This is a genomic window from Pseudomonas palleroniana (genome assembly GCF_022836895.1).
Classification (GTDB): Bacteria; Pseudomonadota; Gammaproteobacteria; order Pseudomonadales; family Pseudomonadaceae; genus Aquipseudomonas; species Aquipseudomonas palleroniana.
Genome location: NZ_CP092411.1, coordinates 4,595,074 through 4,612,905, shown reverse-complemented (window position 1 = coordinate 4,612,905; position 17,832 = coordinate 4,595,074). Strand labels below are relative to the sequence as shown.

General features: G+C 59.0%; 15 protein-coding genes. 8 read left to right on the top strand and 7 right to left on the bottom strand.

Annotated elements, in window-relative coordinates:
* Nucleotides 1-18 precede the first annotated feature (18 nt).
* The gene (gene sstT / locus MJP36_RS20515) at nucleotides 19-1,239 is read right to left on the bottom strand and encodes a serine/threonine transporter SstT (RefSeq protein ID WP_244383909.1); all 1,221 of its coding nucleotides are present in this window, start codon (nucleotides 1,237-1,239) and stop codon (nucleotides 19-21) included.
* A 240-nt stretch (nucleotides 1,240-1,479) separates the two neighbouring features.
* On the opposite strand from sstT, the gene MJP36_RS20510 reads away from it, so the two are divergent.
* On the top strand, nucleotides 1,480-2,637 hold the full coding sequence (locus MJP36_RS20510; RefSeq protein ID WP_244383908.1) for an MFS transporter: 1,158 nt from the start codon (nucleotides 1,480-1,482) through the stop codon (nucleotides 2,635-2,637).
* 4 nt (nucleotides 2,638-2,641) lie between these two features.
* Here the strand turns inward: MJP36_RS20510 and nhaR are convergent, their stop codons facing one another.
* Nucleotides 2,642-3,544, bottom strand: coding sequence for a transcriptional activator NhaR (nhaR, locus tag MJP36_RS20505; protein WP_244383907.1), 903 nt, complete (start codon nucleotides 3,542-3,544; stop codon nucleotides 2,642-2,644).
* A gap of 135 nt (nucleotides 3,545-3,679) precedes the next feature.
* Between nhaR and MJP36_RS20500 the strand changes: the two genes are divergently transcribed.
* From MJP36_RS20500 to mnmH, 4 genes are all read left to right on the top strand, one after another.
* Nucleotides 3,680-3,928, top strand: a complete 249-nt coding sequence (locus MJP36_RS20500) for a hypothetical protein (RefSeq protein ID WP_244383906.1) — start codon at nucleotides 3,680-3,682, stop codon at nucleotides 3,926-3,928.
* A gap of 31 nt (nucleotides 3,929-3,959) precedes the next feature.
* A complete protein-coding gene (locus MJP36_RS20495; RefSeq protein ID WP_090372100.1) occupies nucleotides 3,960-4,709 on the top strand; it encodes a TerC family protein in 750 nt (249 codons plus the stop codon).
* Nucleotides 4,710-4,802: 93 nt separating this feature from the next.
* Complete coding sequence (gene selD, locus MJP36_RS20490; RefSeq protein ID WP_244383905.1) at nucleotides 4,803-5,837, top strand: selenide, water dikinase SelD; 1,035 nt, start codon at nucleotides 4,803-4,805, stop codon at nucleotides 5,835-5,837.
* A complete protein-coding gene (gene mnmH / locus MJP36_RS20485) occupies nucleotides 5,837-6,940 on the top strand; it encodes a tRNA 2-selenouridine(34) synthase MnmH (RefSeq protein ID WP_060752439.1) in 1,104 nt (367 codons plus the stop codon). The genes selD and mnmH overlap by 1 nt, the downstream gene beginning before the upstream one ends.
* A gap of 500 nt (nucleotides 6,941-7,440) precedes the next feature.
* Here mnmH and MJP36_RS20480 read toward each other — a convergent pair whose 3' ends face one another.
* Nucleotides 7,441-8,496: a permease gene (locus MJP36_RS20480; RefSeq protein WP_090372095.1), complete on the bottom strand. Its 1,056-nt coding sequence runs from the start codon at nucleotides 8,494-8,496 to the stop codon at nucleotides 7,441-7,443.
* 44 nt (nucleotides 8,497-8,540) lie between these two features.
* Nucleotides 8,541-9,242, bottom strand: coding sequence for a histidine phosphatase family protein (locus MJP36_RS20475; RefSeq protein ID WP_090372093.1), 702 nt, complete (start codon nucleotides 9,240-9,242; stop codon nucleotides 8,541-8,543).
* A 165-nt stretch (nucleotides 9,243-9,407) separates the two neighbouring features.
* Here MJP36_RS20475 and MJP36_RS20470 point away from each other — a divergent pair, with 165 nt between their 5' ends.
* The 3 genes from MJP36_RS20470 (at nucleotide 9,408) to hemB (ending at nucleotide 12,072) form a co-directional block, all read left to right on the top strand.
* On the top strand, nucleotides 9,408-10,106 hold the full coding sequence (locus MJP36_RS20470; protein ID WP_060752442.1) for a glutathione S-transferase N-terminal domain-containing protein: 699 nt from the start codon (nucleotides 9,408-9,410) through the stop codon (nucleotides 10,104-10,106).
* Nucleotides 10,107-10,123: 17 nt separating this feature from the next.
* Nucleotides 10,124-10,966, top strand: a complete 843-nt coding sequence (locus tag MJP36_RS20465) for a PhzF family phenazine biosynthesis protein (protein WP_244383904.1) — start codon at nucleotides 10,124-10,126, stop codon at nucleotides 10,964-10,966.
* 131 nt (nucleotides 10,967-11,097) lie between these two features.
* On the top strand, nucleotides 11,098-12,072 hold the full coding sequence (gene hemB / locus MJP36_RS20460; RefSeq protein ID WP_060752444.1) for a porphobilinogen synthase: 975 nt from the start codon (nucleotides 11,098-11,100) through the stop codon (nucleotides 12,070-12,072).
* A gap of 54 nt (nucleotides 12,073-12,126) precedes the next feature.
* Here hemB and MJP36_RS20455 read toward each other — a convergent pair whose 3' ends face one another.
* The 3 genes from MJP36_RS20455 to MJP36_RS20445 are packed head-to-tail and all read right to left on the bottom strand — an operon-like array spanning nucleotide 12,127 to nucleotide 17,689.
* The gene (locus MJP36_RS20455) at nucleotides 12,127-12,543 is read right to left on the bottom strand and encodes a hypothetical protein (RefSeq protein ID WP_235593993.1); all 417 of its coding nucleotides are present in this window, start codon (nucleotides 12,541-12,543) and stop codon (nucleotides 12,127-12,129) included.
* A gap of 35 nt (nucleotides 12,544-12,578) precedes the next feature.
* Nucleotides 12,579-12,989, bottom strand: a complete 411-nt coding sequence (locus MJP36_RS20450) for a DUF6896 domain-containing protein (protein WP_060752445.1) — start codon at nucleotides 12,987-12,989, stop codon at nucleotides 12,579-12,581.
* Nucleotides 12,986-17,689 (bottom strand): RHS repeat-associated core domain-containing protein, encoded by a 4,704-nt coding sequence (locus tag MJP36_RS20445; RefSeq protein WP_244383903.1) that lies wholly within the window; start codon nucleotides 17,687-17,689, stop codon nucleotides 12,986-12,988. The genes MJP36_RS20450 and MJP36_RS20445 overlap by 4 nt, the downstream gene beginning before the upstream one ends.
* Nucleotides 17,690-17,832 lie beyond the last annotated feature (143 nt).

Below are 17,832 nucleotides of genomic sequence, written 5' to 3'. Positions count from 1 at the left end.
GAGCCGGCCTGGAGGGGGTCAGGCCGATTGCTCTTCCTTGCCCAAGCAAGCGGCAGCGGTAAACAGCACATCGGTGGACGAGTTCAGCGCGGTTTCCGCCGAGTCCTGAAGTACGCCGATGATGAACCCGACAGCAACCACCTGCATGGCGATCTCGCTGGGGATGCCGAACAGGCTGCACGCCAGGGGAATCAGCAACAGCGAACCACCGGCCACACCCGAGGCTCCGCAGGCGCAAACAGCTGCTACTACGCTGAGCAGTACGGCGGTAGGCAGGTCGACCGAAATCCCGAGGGTGTGTACGGCTGCCAGGGTCAACACCGTAATGGTAATCGCGGCACCGGCCATATTGATGGTGGCGCCCAGCGGAATCGACACCGAGTAGGTGTCTTCATGCAGGCCCAGGCGCTTGCTCAACGCCAGGTTCACCGGAATGTTCGCTGCCGAGCTGCGGGTGAAGAAGGCGGTGATGCCACTTTCGCGCAGGCACATCAACACCAGCGGGTAAGGATTACGGCGCAGTTTCCAGTACACGATGGCCGGGTTCATCACCAATGCCACGAACAGCATGCAGCCGATCAGTACGCCCAGCAGATGGGCGTAGCCGAGCAGGGCGCCGAAGCCCGAGGTGGCCAGCGTCGATGCCACGAGACCGAAGATGCCCAGAGGTGCGAAGCGAATCACCACGCGCACCATCAATGTCACGCCGTTGGACAGGTCGTCGATCACCTTGCGGGTCGTCTCACCGGCATGGCGAATGGCGACCCCCAGGCCGATGGCCCAGGCCAGGATGCCGATAAAGTTGGCGTTCGCCAGGGCATTGATCGGGTTGTCCACCACGCTGAGCAGCAGGCTTTGCAACACTTCGCCGATTCCGCCCGGAGCGCTGACCGTGGCGTCATGGGTGGCCAGTACGAGCGTCGAGGGGAACAGCGTGCTGCCGATCACCGCCACCACGGCGGCGGCAAAGGTGCCGAGCAGGTACAGGAACAGGATCGGCTTGATATGGGTTTGCTGGCCCTGTTTATGATTGGCTATCGACGCCATCACCAATACAAACACCAGGATCGGCGCTACGCCTTTGAGCGCGGCGACAAATACCTTGCCGATAAAACCGGTGGCCTTGGCCGCCTCAGGCGCAACGAGTGCCAGGAGGATGCCGGCTATCAGGCCGAGGAGGATTTGCGTGACCAGGCTGACGCGGGCTAGTCGTTGCAGAAGGGAAGGGGCAGCAGTCATAAACACTTGTCTCTAATTTTTTGAAGGTACAGCGGCGCACGCAGAAAAGGCTGTAGGACGCGAGGGCGCGAAGTCTAGCATGTCGTCATCGGTACCCCGGGCGCTGCGACATCGCGTCACCCGCGCTTCAGGGCCTTCGCCAAACCTGGACACACTCTGTTAAGATTCTTGCCTCTCATCTTTCCTCTCCGTCAGCGAGCCCTTCGGGCTGTCGTTGATGTCGTTGTTTCTGGAGTTTTCATGTTGTTTCCCATCCTGCTGCTGTCGGCCGCCGGTTTTACCGTGCTGACCACAGAATTTGTCATCGTCGGTTTGTTGCCGTCCATTGCCCGCGACCTGAACGTCAGTGTGTCCCAGGCTGGGCTACTGGTGACGCTGTTCGCTTTTACCGTGGCAGCCTTTGGCCCGTTTCTGACGGCGTACTTCGCCCGCTTCCCACGCAAGCGCCTGTTTATCACTATCCTGGTCATGTTCGGCGTGGCCAACACCGTGGCGGCCCTTGCGCCGAATATCTGGATGATGGCGCTGGCACGCTTGATCCCGGCCCTGGGTTTGCCGGTGTTCTGGGCCTTGGCCAGTGAGACCGCGGTGGATATCGTCGGCCCGGAATACGCCGGACGCGCGATCGAGAAAATCGGCTTCGGTATCGTCTGCGCCACGGTATTCGGTATTCCCGTGGGGACGCTGATTTCGGACATGTTCGGCTGGCGCACCGCGTTTGCCATCCTGGCGGTGGTGGCGTTGGCCAAGGCGCTGCTGCTATTTCTCTATTTGCCGGTGACCGCGCCGAAGAACGATCAAGTGACGCTGCGCTCGCAGTTCAAGATCCTGCGCAGCCCGCTGATGCAGGGCCATATCCTGTTGTCGATCCTGGTGTTCAGCGGCATGTTCACCGCCTATACCTATCTGGCTGACATCCTTGAGCGCCTGGCCGGGTTCGACGGCACGTTGGTAGGCTGGTGCCTGATGGGCTTTGGTGCGGTCGGCTTGATCGGCAATTCCCTGGGCGGGCGGGCGGTGGATCGGCACCCGTTGATTGCGTCCATGGTGTTCTGCGGTTTCATGATCGCGGGCATGGTGGCGCTGGTGCCGGCGATTCACTCCACGATCGGCCTGGCGACGGCGATGGCGGTGTGGGGCGTGACCCAGGCGGCGATGTTCCTGGTCAGCCATGTGCGCTTGATGAAGGCCGCGCCCCATGCTCCCGCGTTTGCCGCGTCGTTGAATATCGCCGGGGCCAACCTGGGGATCGGTCTGGGAGCGATGGTCGGCGGGCATGTGATCGACACCCTGGGCCTGGGCAGCCTGGGCTTTGCGGCGTCCGGGTTCATTCTGGTGTCGATCCTGCTGGCGTTGTGGCTGATGAGCGCCCGACAAACGCACGTGGCCAGCGTCTGACGCCTCAGGGCAGGGCGGTAAACAGTTCCCTTCGAGCACCTTCGGTAATGGCCACGATGCCGGGGTGCTTGACCTTGCGTTCTACCGAGATCGCGTAAAACGACTCGGTCACCGCGACGGTCTGGCCGATCAGCGCCACGCCGTACTGGCGCACCACCTCGTCGGCGATCACGCTTGGCGCGATGAAGACCCCGCTGCCGGATTGGCCAAACGCCTGCATCAAGGCACTGTCGTCGAACTCGCCGATGATCTTCGGTTGGATCTGCTGCTCGGCAAACCAGCGCTGCAAACGGCTGCGCACCACGGTTTCTGCTCCCGGAATCAACAGCGGCGCGCCCTGCAAGCACTGTGGGAAGTCGCCAGCGTATTCGCCAGCTAATGCCTGGGTGGCGAAAAAACTGATGCCGCATTCGCCCAGCTTCTGGCTGTAGCCTTTGATATCCAGGTGCGTAGGCATCGGGCTGTCGGAAATCACCAGGTCGAGGCGCTGGATCGCAAGGTCAGCCAATAAGCGTTCGAGTTTATCCTCGCGGCAGGTGATCCGAATCGGCTCGCTCAACTCCATGGTCGGCGCGATCAGCCGATAGACGATCGATTTGGGCACCACATCCGCCACGCCGACCCGAAACAGGATCTGCTGCTCATTCGGTTGGGCGCGCAACATTGCCTCCAGTTCATTGCCGGTCTGGAACATCTGTTCGGCATACGGCAGTGCCCGGCGCCCGGCTTCGGTCAGCTCCAACTGGCGCCCGACGCGCTGAAACAGCGCTACACCGAATGTTTGCTCGAGCAGGCTGATTTGCCCGCTGATGGTCTGAGGTGTGAGGTTCAGTTGCTCACAGGCGCGCACAATGCTGCCGGTCTTGGCCACCACCCAGAAGTAATGCAATTGCCGGTAATTGAGCATAGGGGTCTATAGTTCGTTAAATCCGAAGTATATGTCATAAAAATACGAATTTTCCTGAACTGTTCGCCTGCATAGAATGCCTCGCTATCGCAGGGCCACTATTTGGTCCCTCTGGTTCTAAGAGAGGAATACATCATGAAACTCAATTATCTGGGCGCGGCGTCGTTGCTTGCGCTTTCATTGGTAATGGTTGGCTGTGATCAAGTGGAAAAGAGTGCGCAGCAAGTGATGGGCAAGGCTACCGAGTCGGCCAAGCAAGCCATCGATGAAACTCACAAGGCCGCCGAGCAGGCCCTGAGTGAGGCAACCCGGGGCTTGATCAGCCCTGAGAAGAAAGACAAGGACGCTGAAAATGCTTCCGAGTCCGATAGCAAAGAAACCTAATTCCCGAGCCTCACCACGTCAGGACTGACCTATGGATTACCTTTTACAACTGGCTGCAAGCCCTACCGCCTGGGTGGCGTTGGCTACCTTGATCGTGATGGAAATCGTGCTGGGCATCGATAACCTGATCTTTATCTCGATCCTCACCAACAAATTGCCGGAGAAACACCGGGCGAAAGCACGTCGTATCGGCATCAGCATGGCGTTGATCCTGCGCCTGGGCCTGTTGAGCACCATCGCGTTCATCGTGCAGTTGACGGCGCCGGTGATCGAAATCTTCGGCCAGGCATTTTCGTGGAAAGACATGATCCTGATCGCCGGTGGCTTGTTCCTGGTGTGGAAGGCGACCACTGAAATCCACCACAGCATGGACCCGGAGCCGGAAGAGAAGGTCAGCGCCGGTAACGGCGTGTCCATCGGCTTTGCGGCGGCCATTGGCCAGATCCTGATGCTCGACTTGGTCTTTTCCATCGACAGCATCATCACCGCCGTGGGCATGACCGAGCATCTGCCGATCATGATCATTGCCGTGGTGGTCTCGGTGATCGTGATGCTGGTGGCGGCAGAGCCGTTGGCCAAGTTCATCAACGACAACCCGACCGTGGTGATGCTGGCCCTGGGCTTCCTCATCATGATCGGCATGACCTTGATCGCCGAAGGCTTCGGCGCCCATGTGCCAAAAGGTTATGTATATGCGGCCATGGCGTTCTCGGCGGTGATCGAACTGTTGAACATGGCGCGACGCAATCGCCACAAACGCCTGCTGGCTGCCAAGCAGTAAGGCTCGATAGGCAAAGGCCAACTGCGCTCCGTGAGCCCAGTTGGCCTTTTGCTGTCTGGTAGACTCCACCCACTTGATAGCTTGAGGTCCTCCATGAACGAGCCTATTCGCCTCACCCAATACAGCCACGGCGCGGGTTGCGGCTGCAAGATTTCGCCCCAGGTACTGGAAGTGATCCTGGCCGGCAGTGGCGCGCAGAATCTCGACCCCAACCTGTGGGTGGGGAATGCTTCGCGCGATGACGCGGCGGTCTACGCCATCGACGACGAGCGGGGCGTGGTCTCCACCACTGATTTCTTCATGCCGATTGTCGATGACCCCTTCGACTTCGGCCGCATTGCCGCGACCAATGCCATCAGCGACATCTACGCCATGGGCGGCGACCCGCTGATGGCCATTGCCATTCTCGGCTGGCCGGTGAACGTATTGGCACCGGAGATTGCCCGGGAGGTCATCCGCGGTGGCCGTTCGGTATGTGACGCGGCGGGCATCCCGCTGGCCGGTGGCCACTCCATCGACGCGCCGGAACCGATCTTTGGCCTGGCCGTGACCGGGATCGTGCAAAAGCGCCATATGAAGCGCAACGACACCGCCACGGCCGGGTGCAAGTTGTATCTGACCAAGCCGCTGGGCATCGGCGTTCTGACGACTGCGGAAAAGAAGAGCAAATTACGCGAGGTCGATGTGGGTGTGGCCCGCGACTGGATGTGCACCCTGAACAAGCCGGGCAGCCGTTTCGGCAAGTTGGCCGGCGTGACGGCCATGACGGACGTCACCGGATTCGGCCTGCTCGGCCACTTGGTGGAAATGGCCGACGGCAGTGGCCTGACGGCGCGCATCGAATATGCCAAGGTGCCGCTGCTGCCGGGCGTCGAGCATTACCTGGATCAAGGCTGCATGCCCGGTGGCACGTTGCGCAACTTCGACAGTTATGCGAGCAAGCTGGGGCGCCTTCAAGAATTGCACAAGCGTGTGCTGTGTGACCCGCAGACCAGTGGTGGCCTGTTGATTGCCGTGACGTCGGAGGGCGACGCCGAATTTCATGCAGTGGCCGCCGAAATGGGCTTGAGCCTTGAGCCGATTGGCGCGTTGGGTGAGCGACAGACCCACGCGGTAGAGGTGTTTTGATGGCGACTGATTTCACCGACTACCGCGACATCTTCCTCAATGACCGGCCAATGATGGATACCCGTGCGCCGATCGAGTTCACTAAGGGCGCGTTCCCCGGGGTGATCAACCTGCCGCTGATGACCGATGACGAACGTCAACGGGTCGGCACCTGTTACAAGCAGCAAGGCCAGCAGGCTGCCATTGTGCTGGGGCATGAACTGGTGTCCGGGGCGATCAAGGCAGAGCGCATCGAGCAGTGGGCACAGTTCGCCAAGGCCAACCCCGACGGGTACTTGTACTGCTTTCGTGGTGGGCTGCGTTCGCAGATTGTGCAGCAGTGGTTGAAGACCGAGGCGGGTATTGAATATCCACGCGTCGGCGGTGGCTACAAGGCCATGCGCACCTTCCTGCTGGACACCCTGGAACAGGCAACGAACGCATGTGATTTTGTATTGCTGGGCGGCATGACGGGCACCGGCAAAACCGAAGTGCTCGGTCAGTTGCGCAATGCCCTGGACCTGGAGGGGCACGCCAACCACCGCGGTTCCAGCTTCGGCAAGCGCGCTACGGCGCAGCCATCCAACATCGATTTCGAAAATCGCCTGGCGGTGGACCTGCTGAAAAAACGCGCGGTCGGTATCGAACAGTTTGTGGTCGAGGACGAGAGCCGCATGATCGGCAGTTGCGCGCTGCCATTGCCGTTGCACAAAGGCATGCAGACGTTTCCGATGGTCTGGCTCGAAGACAGCGTGGAGGGGCGTGTTGAGCGAATCCTGCGTGATTACGTGGTCGAACTCTGCGCAGAATTCATCGAGGTGCATGGCGAAACCGGCCAGGCCCGCTTTGCCGAGCGCCTGACCCAGAGCCTGGCCAACATTCACAAGCGCCTGGGCGGTGAACGCTTCCAACGGCTACAGGCGATCCTGCAGGACGCCTTGGCGGAACAGGCCCGCAGTGGTGCAGTCGACCTGCACCGGGAGTGGATCGAAGGGTTGCTGCGCGAGTACTACGACCCGATGTACGCCTTTCAAAAGCAAAGCAAAGGCGCCCGGATCGAGTTTTCGGGAGAGCAGGGCGCAGTGGTGGAGTATCTGCGTGAAAGGCTGGGTCGATCTTTCTGAGCCGATACAGACAATCCGCATCTGATCAAATCTATCCGGTCTTGCCCGCATGACGGCTGAGATTCGCTGCTTGCCGCACTCCTGATCTTGCTTTTGATCTTGATCTTGATCTTGATCTTAGGCGCCCCGTCAAACCACGCTGGCCGAACGCAGGCTTGAATCCGTGGGTAACCCGGCAGGACGCCGGGTTAGCCGTCTTGGGCCAGGGATGGCCCATGACGGCGGCCCACGGATTCAAGCCTGTGTTCGGGCACACCGAGCTTGAGCGAGGTGCCGAGTGGTGGGGCAAGGACCTTTTGGTTACTTTTGGGTTCTTCCAAAAGTGACCCGCTGTAAGAGCGGAACCATAAGCCGCCGTTACCGCAGCAATGGATATGTACGCGATCTACCTAACATCCAGGTCGGCTGACAAACCGCCACGGGAGCAAGCTCCCTCGCCACAGGTTTCAACCTGGCACAGATACCCCGGTTGTCGCAATGCCACCAGCCTCTGAGAGTCACTAGAGAATGACGGCCCCGATCAACCCACACACCACACCCACCAACATGGTCAACCCGGCCACCGTCACCAGCACCCGTGCATCGAAGTCTTTGCGCAGCATCAGCAGTGACGGCAGGCTCACGCTCGGCAAGGTCATCAGCAAGGCCACTGCCGGGCCGGTGCCCATGCCGAGGGTCATCATGGTTTGTACGATAGGGATCTCGGCGGCGGTCGGAATCACGAACAAGGTGCCGACAATCGCCAATGGCACCAGCCAGAGCAGGCTGTTGGCCATGGCGCCATCCACATGGGGGAACAACCACACTCGCGCTGCGCCCAGGATCAGTACGGCCAGGATATAGACCGGGATGGTGCTCCAGAACAATTGCCACAGGGTGCGCAGCCAACGGCTCAGGAACGGCTGCGATTCGACGACGCTGACCTCTGAAACCGCCTCCAATGCGGCATCGGGCACCTGCTCCGGTCGCGCAATGCGCTGGGCCACCAGCGACACGCCCACCACCAGCACAATCCCCGCCACCAGGCGCAAGGCCGTAAAACCCCAGCCCAACACAAAGCCCATGAATACCAGGGTGGCCGGGTTCAGCACCGGGTTGGCAATCCAGAACGCCAACGCCGCTCCCACCGATACTTGCTGACGGCGCATGCCTGCCGCCACCGGCGCCGCGCAGCAACTGCACATCATCCCCGGCAGTGCGAACAGCCCGCCGCGCACAGTCGATCCCAGCCCGGCCTTGCCAAACAGGCGCAGCAGCCAGTCGCGGGGAATCAACACTTGCAGAAGCGAGCCGAGAATCACCGCCAGCACCGCCGCTTTCCAGATGGCCAGGAAATACACCTGCGCATACGCCAGCGCGGCCATCAGCGGCGCGGTTTGTTGATCGTTGAGGATTGACGCACCAATGCTGTGGTTATCCGCTGCCACGAATGCCTTGAAGTAGTAGGGCGACCACTTCACGTAGTACAGGCCGACGCAGGCAACCAGGAGGAACAGGGCGGGTTTCCACCAGAAAGACCAGCCCCGGGCGGGCTGGGTAGACGTGAGGTTGGGCATGCTGATGATCCGAAGCTGAGTCAATAGCGGTGCATCATACGCCCTCAGATGTCAGCGCTCACCTGGGTGGCATCCGGGCAGGTCTGCTGGCCGTTGTTCAAGCCCTGTTGGTAGTTGCGGCTCAGCAACGATGCTTTGCCGTTGTGCCAGGTCAGCGTCAGCACATATAACGTGTCGTAGTCGTTGCCGGACCAGTCGTGGGCGATGGTGTACTTCGAGCCCACCGCTTCGCTGGCGACCTTGTTGATCAGTTCCGGCAGGTAGCCATGGGACCAGGCGGTGTAGATGATCGAGTTGTGGTACTTGTCTTCCACCAGTTCGTCGGCGAGGGCGCTGGTGTCGTTGGCGGAGAACTTTATATTCACCGGCAGGCCGAGCTTGATGGCGCTGGGGCCGATGGTCATCAATGGACGAATGTAGCTGTAGGAATTGTCATGCTCACCTTCCTCGACATTGCGCGTCGGGTTGGAGGCAAACACATAGTTGGCCTTGCCGAACTTTTCCGGCAACACGCTGGCCAGGTTCATCGCACGGTTGAGGCCCTGGCAGTTGAGCTGACCCAGGCCGCCGGCAGGCTTTTCACCATGGCGCAGGAACACCAGCGTTTGCACGCCATCCACCGGCCCGGCATTGATGAGCGGGGATTCGAGGACCAAGCCGATTGCTCCGCCGAGTAACAGCAATGATGGCAGTAGGTAGGTGTAGCGTTTGAATCGTTGCGCAAGGCGCAAAGGTGAAATGGTCATTGTCAGTTCGAGTCTGCTTTCAACGTTTTGGCGCACGTAAGAGTGCATTTTGGCGCGTTGGTTCGCCTGCGCGGCAGCCTAGCTTGGCTATGTTGCGTAATGATGACCCATGCAGGGCGAGGCCCGGATGACTATGATGGGGGTTTTCAGCCTGGGAATTTTCCGATGAATGCACTTGCCGCTTTCCCGATCAACAGCAAATGGCCCGCCCAGCATCCGGAGCGCCTGCAACTGTATTCGTTGCCGACGCCCAACGGCGTCAAAGTGTCGATCATGCTGGAAGAGCTGGCTTTGCCGTATGAAGCGCACAAGGTCAGCTTCGAGACGCAGGACCAACTATCCCCCGAGTTCCTGTCCCTGAACCCCAACAACAAGATCCCTGCGATCATCGACCCCAATGGTCCGAGCGGTCAGCCGTTGGCGTTGTTCGAGTCCGGCGCGATCCTGATCTACCTTGCGGAAAAGACCAGCCAACTGCTGTCTGAGGACCCGGCCACGCGCTATGAAACGATCCAATGGTTGATGTTCCAGATGGCCGGTATCGGCCCGATGTTCGGCCAGGTGGGTTTTTTCAACAAGTTTGCCGGCCAGGCTTATGAAGACAAGCGCCCGCGTGACCGTTACGTCGCGGAGTCTCGGCGGTTGCTGGAGGTACTGGAAAAACGCCTGCTGGGCCGCACCTGGATCATGGGCGATGACTACAGCATTGCCGACATCGCCACCTTCCCGTGGATTCGTAACCTGATTGGGTTCTACGAGGCGGGTGATCTGGTGGGAATCGCCGATTTCCCCAACGTATTGCGTGTGCTGGACGGGTTTGTGGCGCGTCCGGCGGTGATCCGTGGCCTGAGCATTCCTGGCTGAGCCCTGAAGAGTTGAATATGCGGACTTTCGATTTCAAGCAATTGGATGTATTCAGCGGCGTGCCGCTCAAAGGTAACCCACTGGCGGTAGTGCTGGGCGCCGACAGCCTTACCGATCGGCAGATGGCTGACTTTGCCAACTGGACCAACCTCAGCGAAACCACCTTTTTGCTGGAGCCGCGTGATGCGCGGGCCGATTACCGGGTGCGGATTTTCACCACCCTCACTGAGCTGCCGTTTGCCGGGCATCCCACGCTGGGGAGCTGCCATGCATGGTTGCAAGCGGGGGGCCTTCCGAAGGGCGAAGAGATCATCCAGGAGTGCGAAATCGGCCTGGTGCGGATCCGACGTCGAGGCAATGAGTTAGCGTTTATCGCGCCGCCATTGTTGCGTTCCGGTTTGGTTGAAGCCGCTCTGTTGGAGCGCGTGCGCCTGGGGCTCGGTTTGGCCCCGGAGGCGATTGTGCGCAGTCAGTGGGTCGACAATGGGGCGGGATGGATGGCAGTGATGCTGGCTGAGCGTGACCAGGTACTGGCCTTGCAACCGGACTATGCGCAACTGCAGGGCCTGGCCGTGGGTGTGATTGCTCCCTGTGACCCTGAACGTGATCGGGTAGACACGCAATTTGAAGTGCGCGCTTTCATCGCCGGTGACGGCGCTCCGGAAGATCCCGCCACCGGCAGTTTGAATGCCGGCGTGGCTCAGTGGTTACTGGGTGAGGGCCTGGCGCCCGAGCGCTACGTGGTCAGCCAAGGCACGGCTATCGGGCGAGCGGGGCGCATTTACGTTGAGCGCCAAGGCGCTGAAATCTGGATCGTTGGCGCGGTGACAGGCTGTATCGAAGGACGCGTACAGCTCTAGATCAATAAATTGTTACGCGCCACGCAATACACTGTTGGCCCCTTGGCGTTTGTGCTGCCGGGGCCTCGGGGCATAAGCTTTGGCCCCAAAGATTTTGCTTCTACTGTTTTTAGCCTTCAGCCAGGAAAACCATGACCAGCCAGTTCCCACAAGCCCGTCCACGCCGCCTGCGCCGCTCTGAGCAGTTACGCGGATTGTTCCAGGAAACCGAATTCACCCTTAACGACTTGGTATTGCCCATTTTCGTCGAAGAAGAAATCGACGAGTTCGTGCCGATCACCAGCATGCCGGGTGTCATGCGGATCCCCGAGAAGAAACTGGCCGGTGAAATCGAGCGCTTTGCGCGTGCCGGGATCAAGTCGGTGATGACCTTCGGCGTGTCTCATCACTTGGATGCCGATGGCAGCGATACCTGGAAGGAGCGTGGCCTGGTTTCGCGCATGTCCTCGATCATCAAGGACGCCGTGCCGGAAATGATCGTGATGTCCGACACCTGCTTCTGTGAATACACCGACCACGGCCACTGCGGCGTGATGCACGGTGCCCACGTCGATAACGACGCTACCCTGGCCAACCTCGGCAAGCAAGCCGTGGCCGCCGCCCGTGCCGGTGCCGACGTCATCGCACCGTCGGCGGCGATGGACGGCCAGGTCCAGGCCATCCGCCGCGCCCTGGATGACGCAGGCTTCACCCACATCCCGATCATGGCCTACTCCACCAAATTCGCCTCGGCCCTCTACGGCCCGTTCCGCGAAGCGGGCGGCAGCGCGCTCAAAGGCGATCGCAAAAGCTACCAGATGAACCCGATGAACCGCCGCGAAGCGGTACGCGAATCCCTGCTGGACGAACAGGAAGGCGCGGACGCCCTGATGGTCAAGCCAGCCGGCGCTTACCTCGACATCATCCGCGACATCCGCGAAGCCTCACGCCTGCCGGTGGCGGCGTACCAGGTAAGTGGCGAGTACGCGATGATCAAGTTCGGCGCACAAGCCGGGGCGATCGATGAGGCGCGAGTGGTACGGGAGACGCTGGGGTCGATCAAGCGTGCCGGGGCGGATTTGATTTTTACGTATTTTGCGATGGACCTGGCGTTGGCGGGGATCTAAGGGGACTGCGCAAGCCTGTTGCGGGGGAGGGTGCTCCGCACAGGTTTGTTTTGTTTACCAAGTTGATGGGTCTTCGAGGCTGGCTTTTTGGAGGTCTTCCATCCAAATAATCCGAGCGAATTGATAAGCGTCTGCCAAGAAGTCTCTAGGCTTTTCAAGGTTGTACCATTCTGACCTAGGCCATGAGGCTGCTTCACCTTCACCAATCTTGAATAAGCTTTGGAAATCGTAGTACTTGTCGCTCAGGCAGCATTTTAAAGCTTCGACCAACGCGTATTTATGTCTGTAGGAAAGGTAATCCAAGCTCAATGCGTAGTTTTTTATGAGTTCTTCTCTGTCTGCGTGTTCATTTGGATTGTATTTGTCCAACTCCTTCCCAAGATCTTGCTCTCGGTCGTAAACATCAAATACACCTATGAACCATTTCAAACTGGGGTCGAATGGGATGTTCAGAAATGGGTCTTTGAGCATTATTTTTTTTCGATGGAATGGTTCTGTATTTTTTATTAAGGGTGTATGAAATACAAATTTGATACGGAACCTTCAATTTTCTTGGCTCTGCCCGTTTTTACATATTCGTTGAGTTCATGCTCTAAATATTTCTTATCGGTATATTTCTCATATTTATGTGGTAATTCACATGCGTACATGTAAAGCCGCCAAGCATCGAAGCCATCAACCCTTTCGTCAGGACCGTAATCAAAGTCGATACATATTTCAGGTAGGTGTACTCGGCAGCCAATCCCGTGTAGCTCATAGGTTACGTCATCATTGACTTTGCCTCGTTGTGGAATTTTCCTAGCATGCCATAGGCTCAGAATATTTTTGGTACCGAACGAGTGCTCAAGTAAATCTGTCGCTTTCTTTACCTGCTCCAAATATTCGGTGATCAAATTTTCTAGTTTCTGACTTTTCATCTTCTTGGCTTTTCCAGTCTGTCGTGCCCAACCGAGTTTGAAGCATCTATTATATCTTTGATATTGCTATATGAGCTTTCGTGACCATTTATATCATGGATTAATCGTATGGTAATTGGCGTATGTGTTTGCCTCGCGGCTGCGGCTCGATGATGACCATCAAGAATATAGTATTGCTGGTTATGCTCCACTACATCGATGGGATTGTTTTTGTCGTATCCAGTGCCTCGCATGCTGCGGGCAATTTCCTCCACTTTCCTTGTTGATCGTTTCCCTTCAATGCTGTGTGTCCGATTCAGCGCTCTAGCATCAACCTCGTGGATAAGTGGGGGGGACGGCTGCTTTTCATTCAAGGCTGATTTATAGGATGAGTCGTTAGTACTTATACTAGGTCCGCACCCATCCCCACCAGGACACGTACTCAACCCCAGCGGATCCACCCACCCCGTAGGATTCGGCACGTACAGGTACGCATTGATCCCACCCGCCAGCTTCACCGGATCCGGCGTCAGGTATCGACCAATATCCGGATTGTAGTAACGATGACGGTTGTAGTGCAGCCCGCTTTCTGCGTCGCAGTACTGGCCCTGAAAACGCAACGGATTGTCGATTTTGCCGACATCAAGGCGGGCGATTTCGCCGTAGGCGCGGTAGTGCGCGGACCAGACGATTTCGCCGTCGGGGGCGGTGAGTTCCTGCGGCGTGCCGAGGTGGTCGAGTTGGTAGTGGTAGGGTTTTGTCTCCTTTGGCCCAAAGCCTTCCAGCAGGGCGAGCGGGCGGAAGGTGCCGGGTTCATACAGATAACTGCGATGGCGCTCCGCATGATGCTCGGCAATCAGCTTGTCGCCTTGCCAGAAAAACTCCGTGGTTGTGTCATCCACGGTTTTGCTGATGCGCCGCCCAAATGGGTCGTAGCGATAGTGTGCGGTTTGCCCGTTTGGTGTGGTGAGGCCAATCAAACGGTGTTGGCAGTCGTAGCGGTATTCGGTGACGAGTTGCTGGCCTTTGCCGCGTCGTTCGCGGATGAGGTTGCCGAAGGCGTCGTAGTCATAGTGATGATCGCCCTGGATCATCAGGCGATTACCCGCAACGATGTCCGGGCCGGGGCGGTTCTGCATCAGCAGGTTGCCCGCCGGGTCGTGGCCGAAGCGTTCCTGTACGTCTTGCGAGTGGTTGGCGCGGGTCAGGCGGGCGAGGGGGTCGTAGTGGTAGTCGTGCTGGCCCTTGCGCGTGTCGAGCAGGCGGGTGAGGTTGCCGGTTTTGTCGTAGTCGTATTGGCGTTGGTAAAGAATGTGTTCCTGCTGGGTGATGGCGTGGGCGTGCAGGCGGTGCTGGTCGTCGTAGTGGTAGTGGCTGAGCAACTGGCCTTGTTGGCGTTGGTGTTCACGGCCGTTTTTAAACAGGTGTGAGGTGAGCAGTGCACCGTTGAGTTCAACCGTGGAAAGGTGACCGCCTTTGTCATGGTTGAACACCAGACGGTTGTTGTCCGGCAGGCGCAGGTGTTTTAACTGACCACAGGCATCATAGCCGTAGCGCAGGGTGCCCCAGCCTTGGTGCTCGGCGGTCAGGCGATTCTGGACGTCGTATTCGTAGGCCAGCGCCCAGTGGCCGTCGTTGACACTGAGCAGGTTACCTTGGCGGTCGTAGGCATATTCAACCACTTCGCCATCGGGGAGGATTTTTCTTACAAGGCGCCCGGCGTGGTCGCGCTCATAACGTGTAACCAGCTGACTACCATCGTCACCGTGTTCAGCCTTTTCCAGCAGATTGCCGTTGAGGTCGTAGGCATACGCCGTGCGCTGGCCGTCAAAGCCGATTTCTTGCTGGATCAGGCCGTTGGGGTGGTAATCAAGCTGATAGTTTTCGCCGGCTTCGTTTTCAATCGCAGTCAGCAACAGCCGCACGTTGTCGTAGCGGTACTTGACCTGGGTGCCGTCGGCATTGAGGCGGCGGCTGATCAGGTGCAGGCCGTCGGCGTATTCGTAACGGGTGACGTGGCCGAGTTCATCGCGTTCGGCGGTGATTTTTCCGTAGGGGTTGTAGCTGTATTCCCGACACGCACCGCCCGGCAAGACCACGCGAACCAGGCGGCCCACGCTGTCCCACTGGTATTGGGTCAGCGCGCCGTGCTCATCCTCACGCGCCACCTGCCGCCCAACGTCGTCATAGCGATAACGCTTGATGGCGCCATTGGGCAGTTGCTCCTCCAGCAATTGCCCGCGCTCATTCCAGACCAGCCGATGACAGCTGTGATCGGGGTACCAGACGCCTGTCAGTTGCCCGTATTGGTTGTAGCTGTAGTCGGTGATATGGCCGGCGGGATCCGTCCGACGCGTCACATCGCCCTGGTCATTGCGCTCATATTTCCAGACCGCCTGACCCCGTCGCACCACGCGTACGAAGCCGTTGTCATGCTCGTAGGAGGTTGGTTCGTCCTCCCCCGGAAACATCGCCACCAAGCGTCCGGCATCGTCGTACTGATAGGCCGTCACCGCGCCCAATGGGTCTTGCTCGACCGTCAGCCGGCCCTTGTCGTCGTAGGATTTGAAATGCTCGGCACCGTCCGGGTCGATGCGCTGTACCAGCCGTGCGCGCTGGTCATGCACGTAGACTTCCTGGCTGCCGTCGGCGTTAAACACCGTGACCTGACCGTCGTCACCCCAGGCATAACGCGCGTCCATCTGCGAAAAGCTGGCCCAATGCCGGACACAGCGCGCCGCCTTGCCGGAACGTTCCCATTCCCAATAGAAACTCGCGCCACCGGCCAACTGCCGCTCAAGGATGACGTGCTGATCGTCGTAGCGATAAGCCTCACGTTCACCCACGGCATTGGTCGCACACACCAGTCGGCCTGCGTCGTCATAGGCGTAGGACACAACGTTGTATTCGGTCACCCAAGTGAAGGCTTCATGGCCTTTGGCGCGCTGAACCTGATAGTCCACCGCCACAATGTGCTCAAGCCCATAGCGCAAAAACAGCGAGCGGCCGACGCCGTTATCCAAGCGTTCAATGCGCCCCGAGCTATCCCGCACAATGCGCAACCGGTTGTCGTACGCATCGCTGATGGAGGTCAGCACACCGTCACGAAAGTGGTAGAAGCGTGATGCCTGGGCCAGCACTAACTCATCGGGCAGAGCGCCCAGATAAATCGCCGCTTCGGCCAGGCTGTTGGTGATTGCGGGTCGCGATTCAGTGGGCAGCGGAAACTCAGTGCAGCGATTCTCATGATCCGTCCACACCACCAAATTGCCATCAACGACAAGCCTGTGCGCCAGCGCATGACTCCAGCCAAACCCCAACCCACAATCCACCTCCACGGCACTGGTGCGATACAGCCGCGTCCACTCAAACGGCAACACGCCATCCAGCGTGCCATCGGTCAGCGTCAGCAACTCCTCGCCGGTGACCATCGACACCGGGCAGCCATGGGAGGCGGTCTTGTCCGCCGATGCCGAAGCCTCCCCATTGAGGTTTTTCCCAGAGGACGGCACATCGTCGACAGTCTCCTGCCTGACCAGTACGGTGCGCTGCGTCGCCTTGTCCCGCACTGCCGTCACGGGGTTGGAAACCAACTGATCGCCAGCTTTCAACGGCCCAACCGGCACCGTCTTGATCGGCGTCGGCACACTGCTCAGCAACAGCGGTTTCAGCGCTTCGGCATGGGGCTCCAGAGGTGGCCCCACCAACTGATTCGCCAGCGTTTCCAGCCAGCCCCGCACCCGCCCGGATTTGATATGCCCCAATACCTGGGCTCCCAGCCGAAGCTGCACGCCCATGCCCCGGGTGGCCCAGATCAGAAACAGGTTGATCAGTATTTCACCCGTGATTTCACCCAGCAGCTCATACATGTCAGGCGGCGGCAGCATGCGTATCCAGGCGACCATGGCTGATAGGTAAATGAACAGCAGTGGCTCGTCGCTGAGCACGAGCAAGCCCTGTGCAACGACCTCGCTGCTCAGTTTCAGTAGTTGATCTAGTTCAGTTTGGGAGAGGTATTGCAGCAGCTTCTGGCTGTTGGGCTTGATGTCCGCCAGCAGGTCACAGAGTTGTGTGATGTTGTCCCAAAGGTTGTAGAGGGCTTGGGCGATTCCGCTTGAGAGCGCCACACTTTGCATCACACTGCGTTCCAAAGGCGCGGCCTTTGAAAAGTCGCTCCACCGGGCGTTGAAGGTCTGCGTCCATTCCTCGCGCAGGCGGGTCTCGAGCCCCGCGATCACCGATTGATAAGACGCATACAGCGCCTTGACGTGATCCTTGGATACGTCGGGATAGAATGTGACTTGATAACGCTGATCACGCGTGCAGCCCTGGACTTCAAGGATGCCGCTGGGGCCGATGGTGTCATGGATGGGCGGCCCCACCGGGCTGCCATCTGCTGCAATGGCTTGCAGCGCCACGGGTGTATTGCCGATGGGCACGAACTGCGTGCTTTCGAACATATGCACCAGGGTCAGTGAACCCTGGGCTTTGCACATGGCAACGGTGGCGCTGGGCGCCTTGGACGAACCCGGAGCGGTCAGTGCGACGTCGTCGCCGACCTTGAAGACCTGCTCAAGATCCAGTGCCGAACCGCTCCAAAAGCTTTCAGCCCAGTCGTCGAAGGTATTCAGGCAGGTTCTGAAATCACGCAAGACGTGTTCAACGTCCGGCGTTTTGGCGTCCATGGGGGCCAGGACAAACCTGGCAATCACCGGGATCAAAAGGCAGCCCTATCGGGCAAGGTGGTTACGGAGAAGTACATCGGCGGTCCCTCGCACTGAATGATCAGGCGAAGGACTTTGGAGAGGTTTGTAAGGAAAAGAAGCCGGACCTATTCGTCAACAGAAGTAGGGCGTTTCAGTAG

Coding starts and splice junctions, on each gene's coding strand:
- mnmH (WP_060752439.1), top strand. CDS start 5,837: ATGGCGACTGATTTCACCGACTACCGCGACATCTTCCTCAATGACCGG.
- MJP36_RS20475 (WP_090372093.1), bottom strand. CDS start 9,242: ATGACCATTTCACCTTTGCGCCTTGCGCAACGATTCAAACGCTACACC.
- nhaR (WP_244383907.1), bottom strand. CDS start 3,544: ATGCTCAATTACCGGCAATTGCATTACTTCTGGGTGGTGGCCAAGACC.
- MJP36_RS20495 (WP_090372100.1), top strand. CDS start 3,960: ATGGATTACCTTTTACAACTGGCTGCAAGCCCTACCGCCTGGGTGGCG.
- MJP36_RS20470 (WP_060752442.1), top strand. CDS start 9,408: ATGAATGCACTTGCCGCTTTCCCGATCAACAGCAAATGGCCCGCCCAG.
- MJP36_RS20455 (WP_235593993.1), bottom strand. CDS start 12,543: ATGCTCAAAGACCCATTTCTGAACATCCCATTCGACCCCAGTTTGAAA.
- MJP36_RS20500 (WP_244383906.1), top strand. CDS start 3,680: ATGAAACTCAATTATCTGGGCGCGGCGTCGTTGCTTGCGCTTTCATTG.
- selD (WP_244383905.1), top strand. CDS start 4,803: ATGAACGAGCCTATTCGCCTCACCCAATACAGCCACGGCGCGGGTTGC.
- MJP36_RS20480 (WP_090372095.1), bottom strand. CDS start 8,496: ATGCCCAACCTCACGTCTACCCAGCCCGCCCGGGGCTGGTCTTTCTGG.
- hemB (WP_060752444.1), top strand. CDS start 11,098: ATGACCAGCCAGTTCCCACAAGCCCGTCCACGCCGCCTGCGCCGCTCT.
- MJP36_RS20465 (WP_244383904.1), top strand. CDS start 10,124: ATGCGGACTTTCGATTTCAAGCAATTGGATGTATTCAGCGGCGTGCCG.
- sstT (WP_244383909.1), bottom strand. CDS start 1,239: ATGACTGCTGCCCCTTCCCTTCTGCAACGACTAGCCCGCGTCAGCCTG.
- MJP36_RS20510 (WP_244383908.1), top strand. CDS start 1,480: ATGTTGTTTCCCATCCTGCTGCTGTCGGCCGCCGGTTTTACCGTGCTG.
- MJP36_RS20450 (WP_060752445.1), bottom strand. CDS start 12,989: ATGAAAAGTCAGAAACTAGAAAATTTGATCACCGAATATTTGGAGCAG.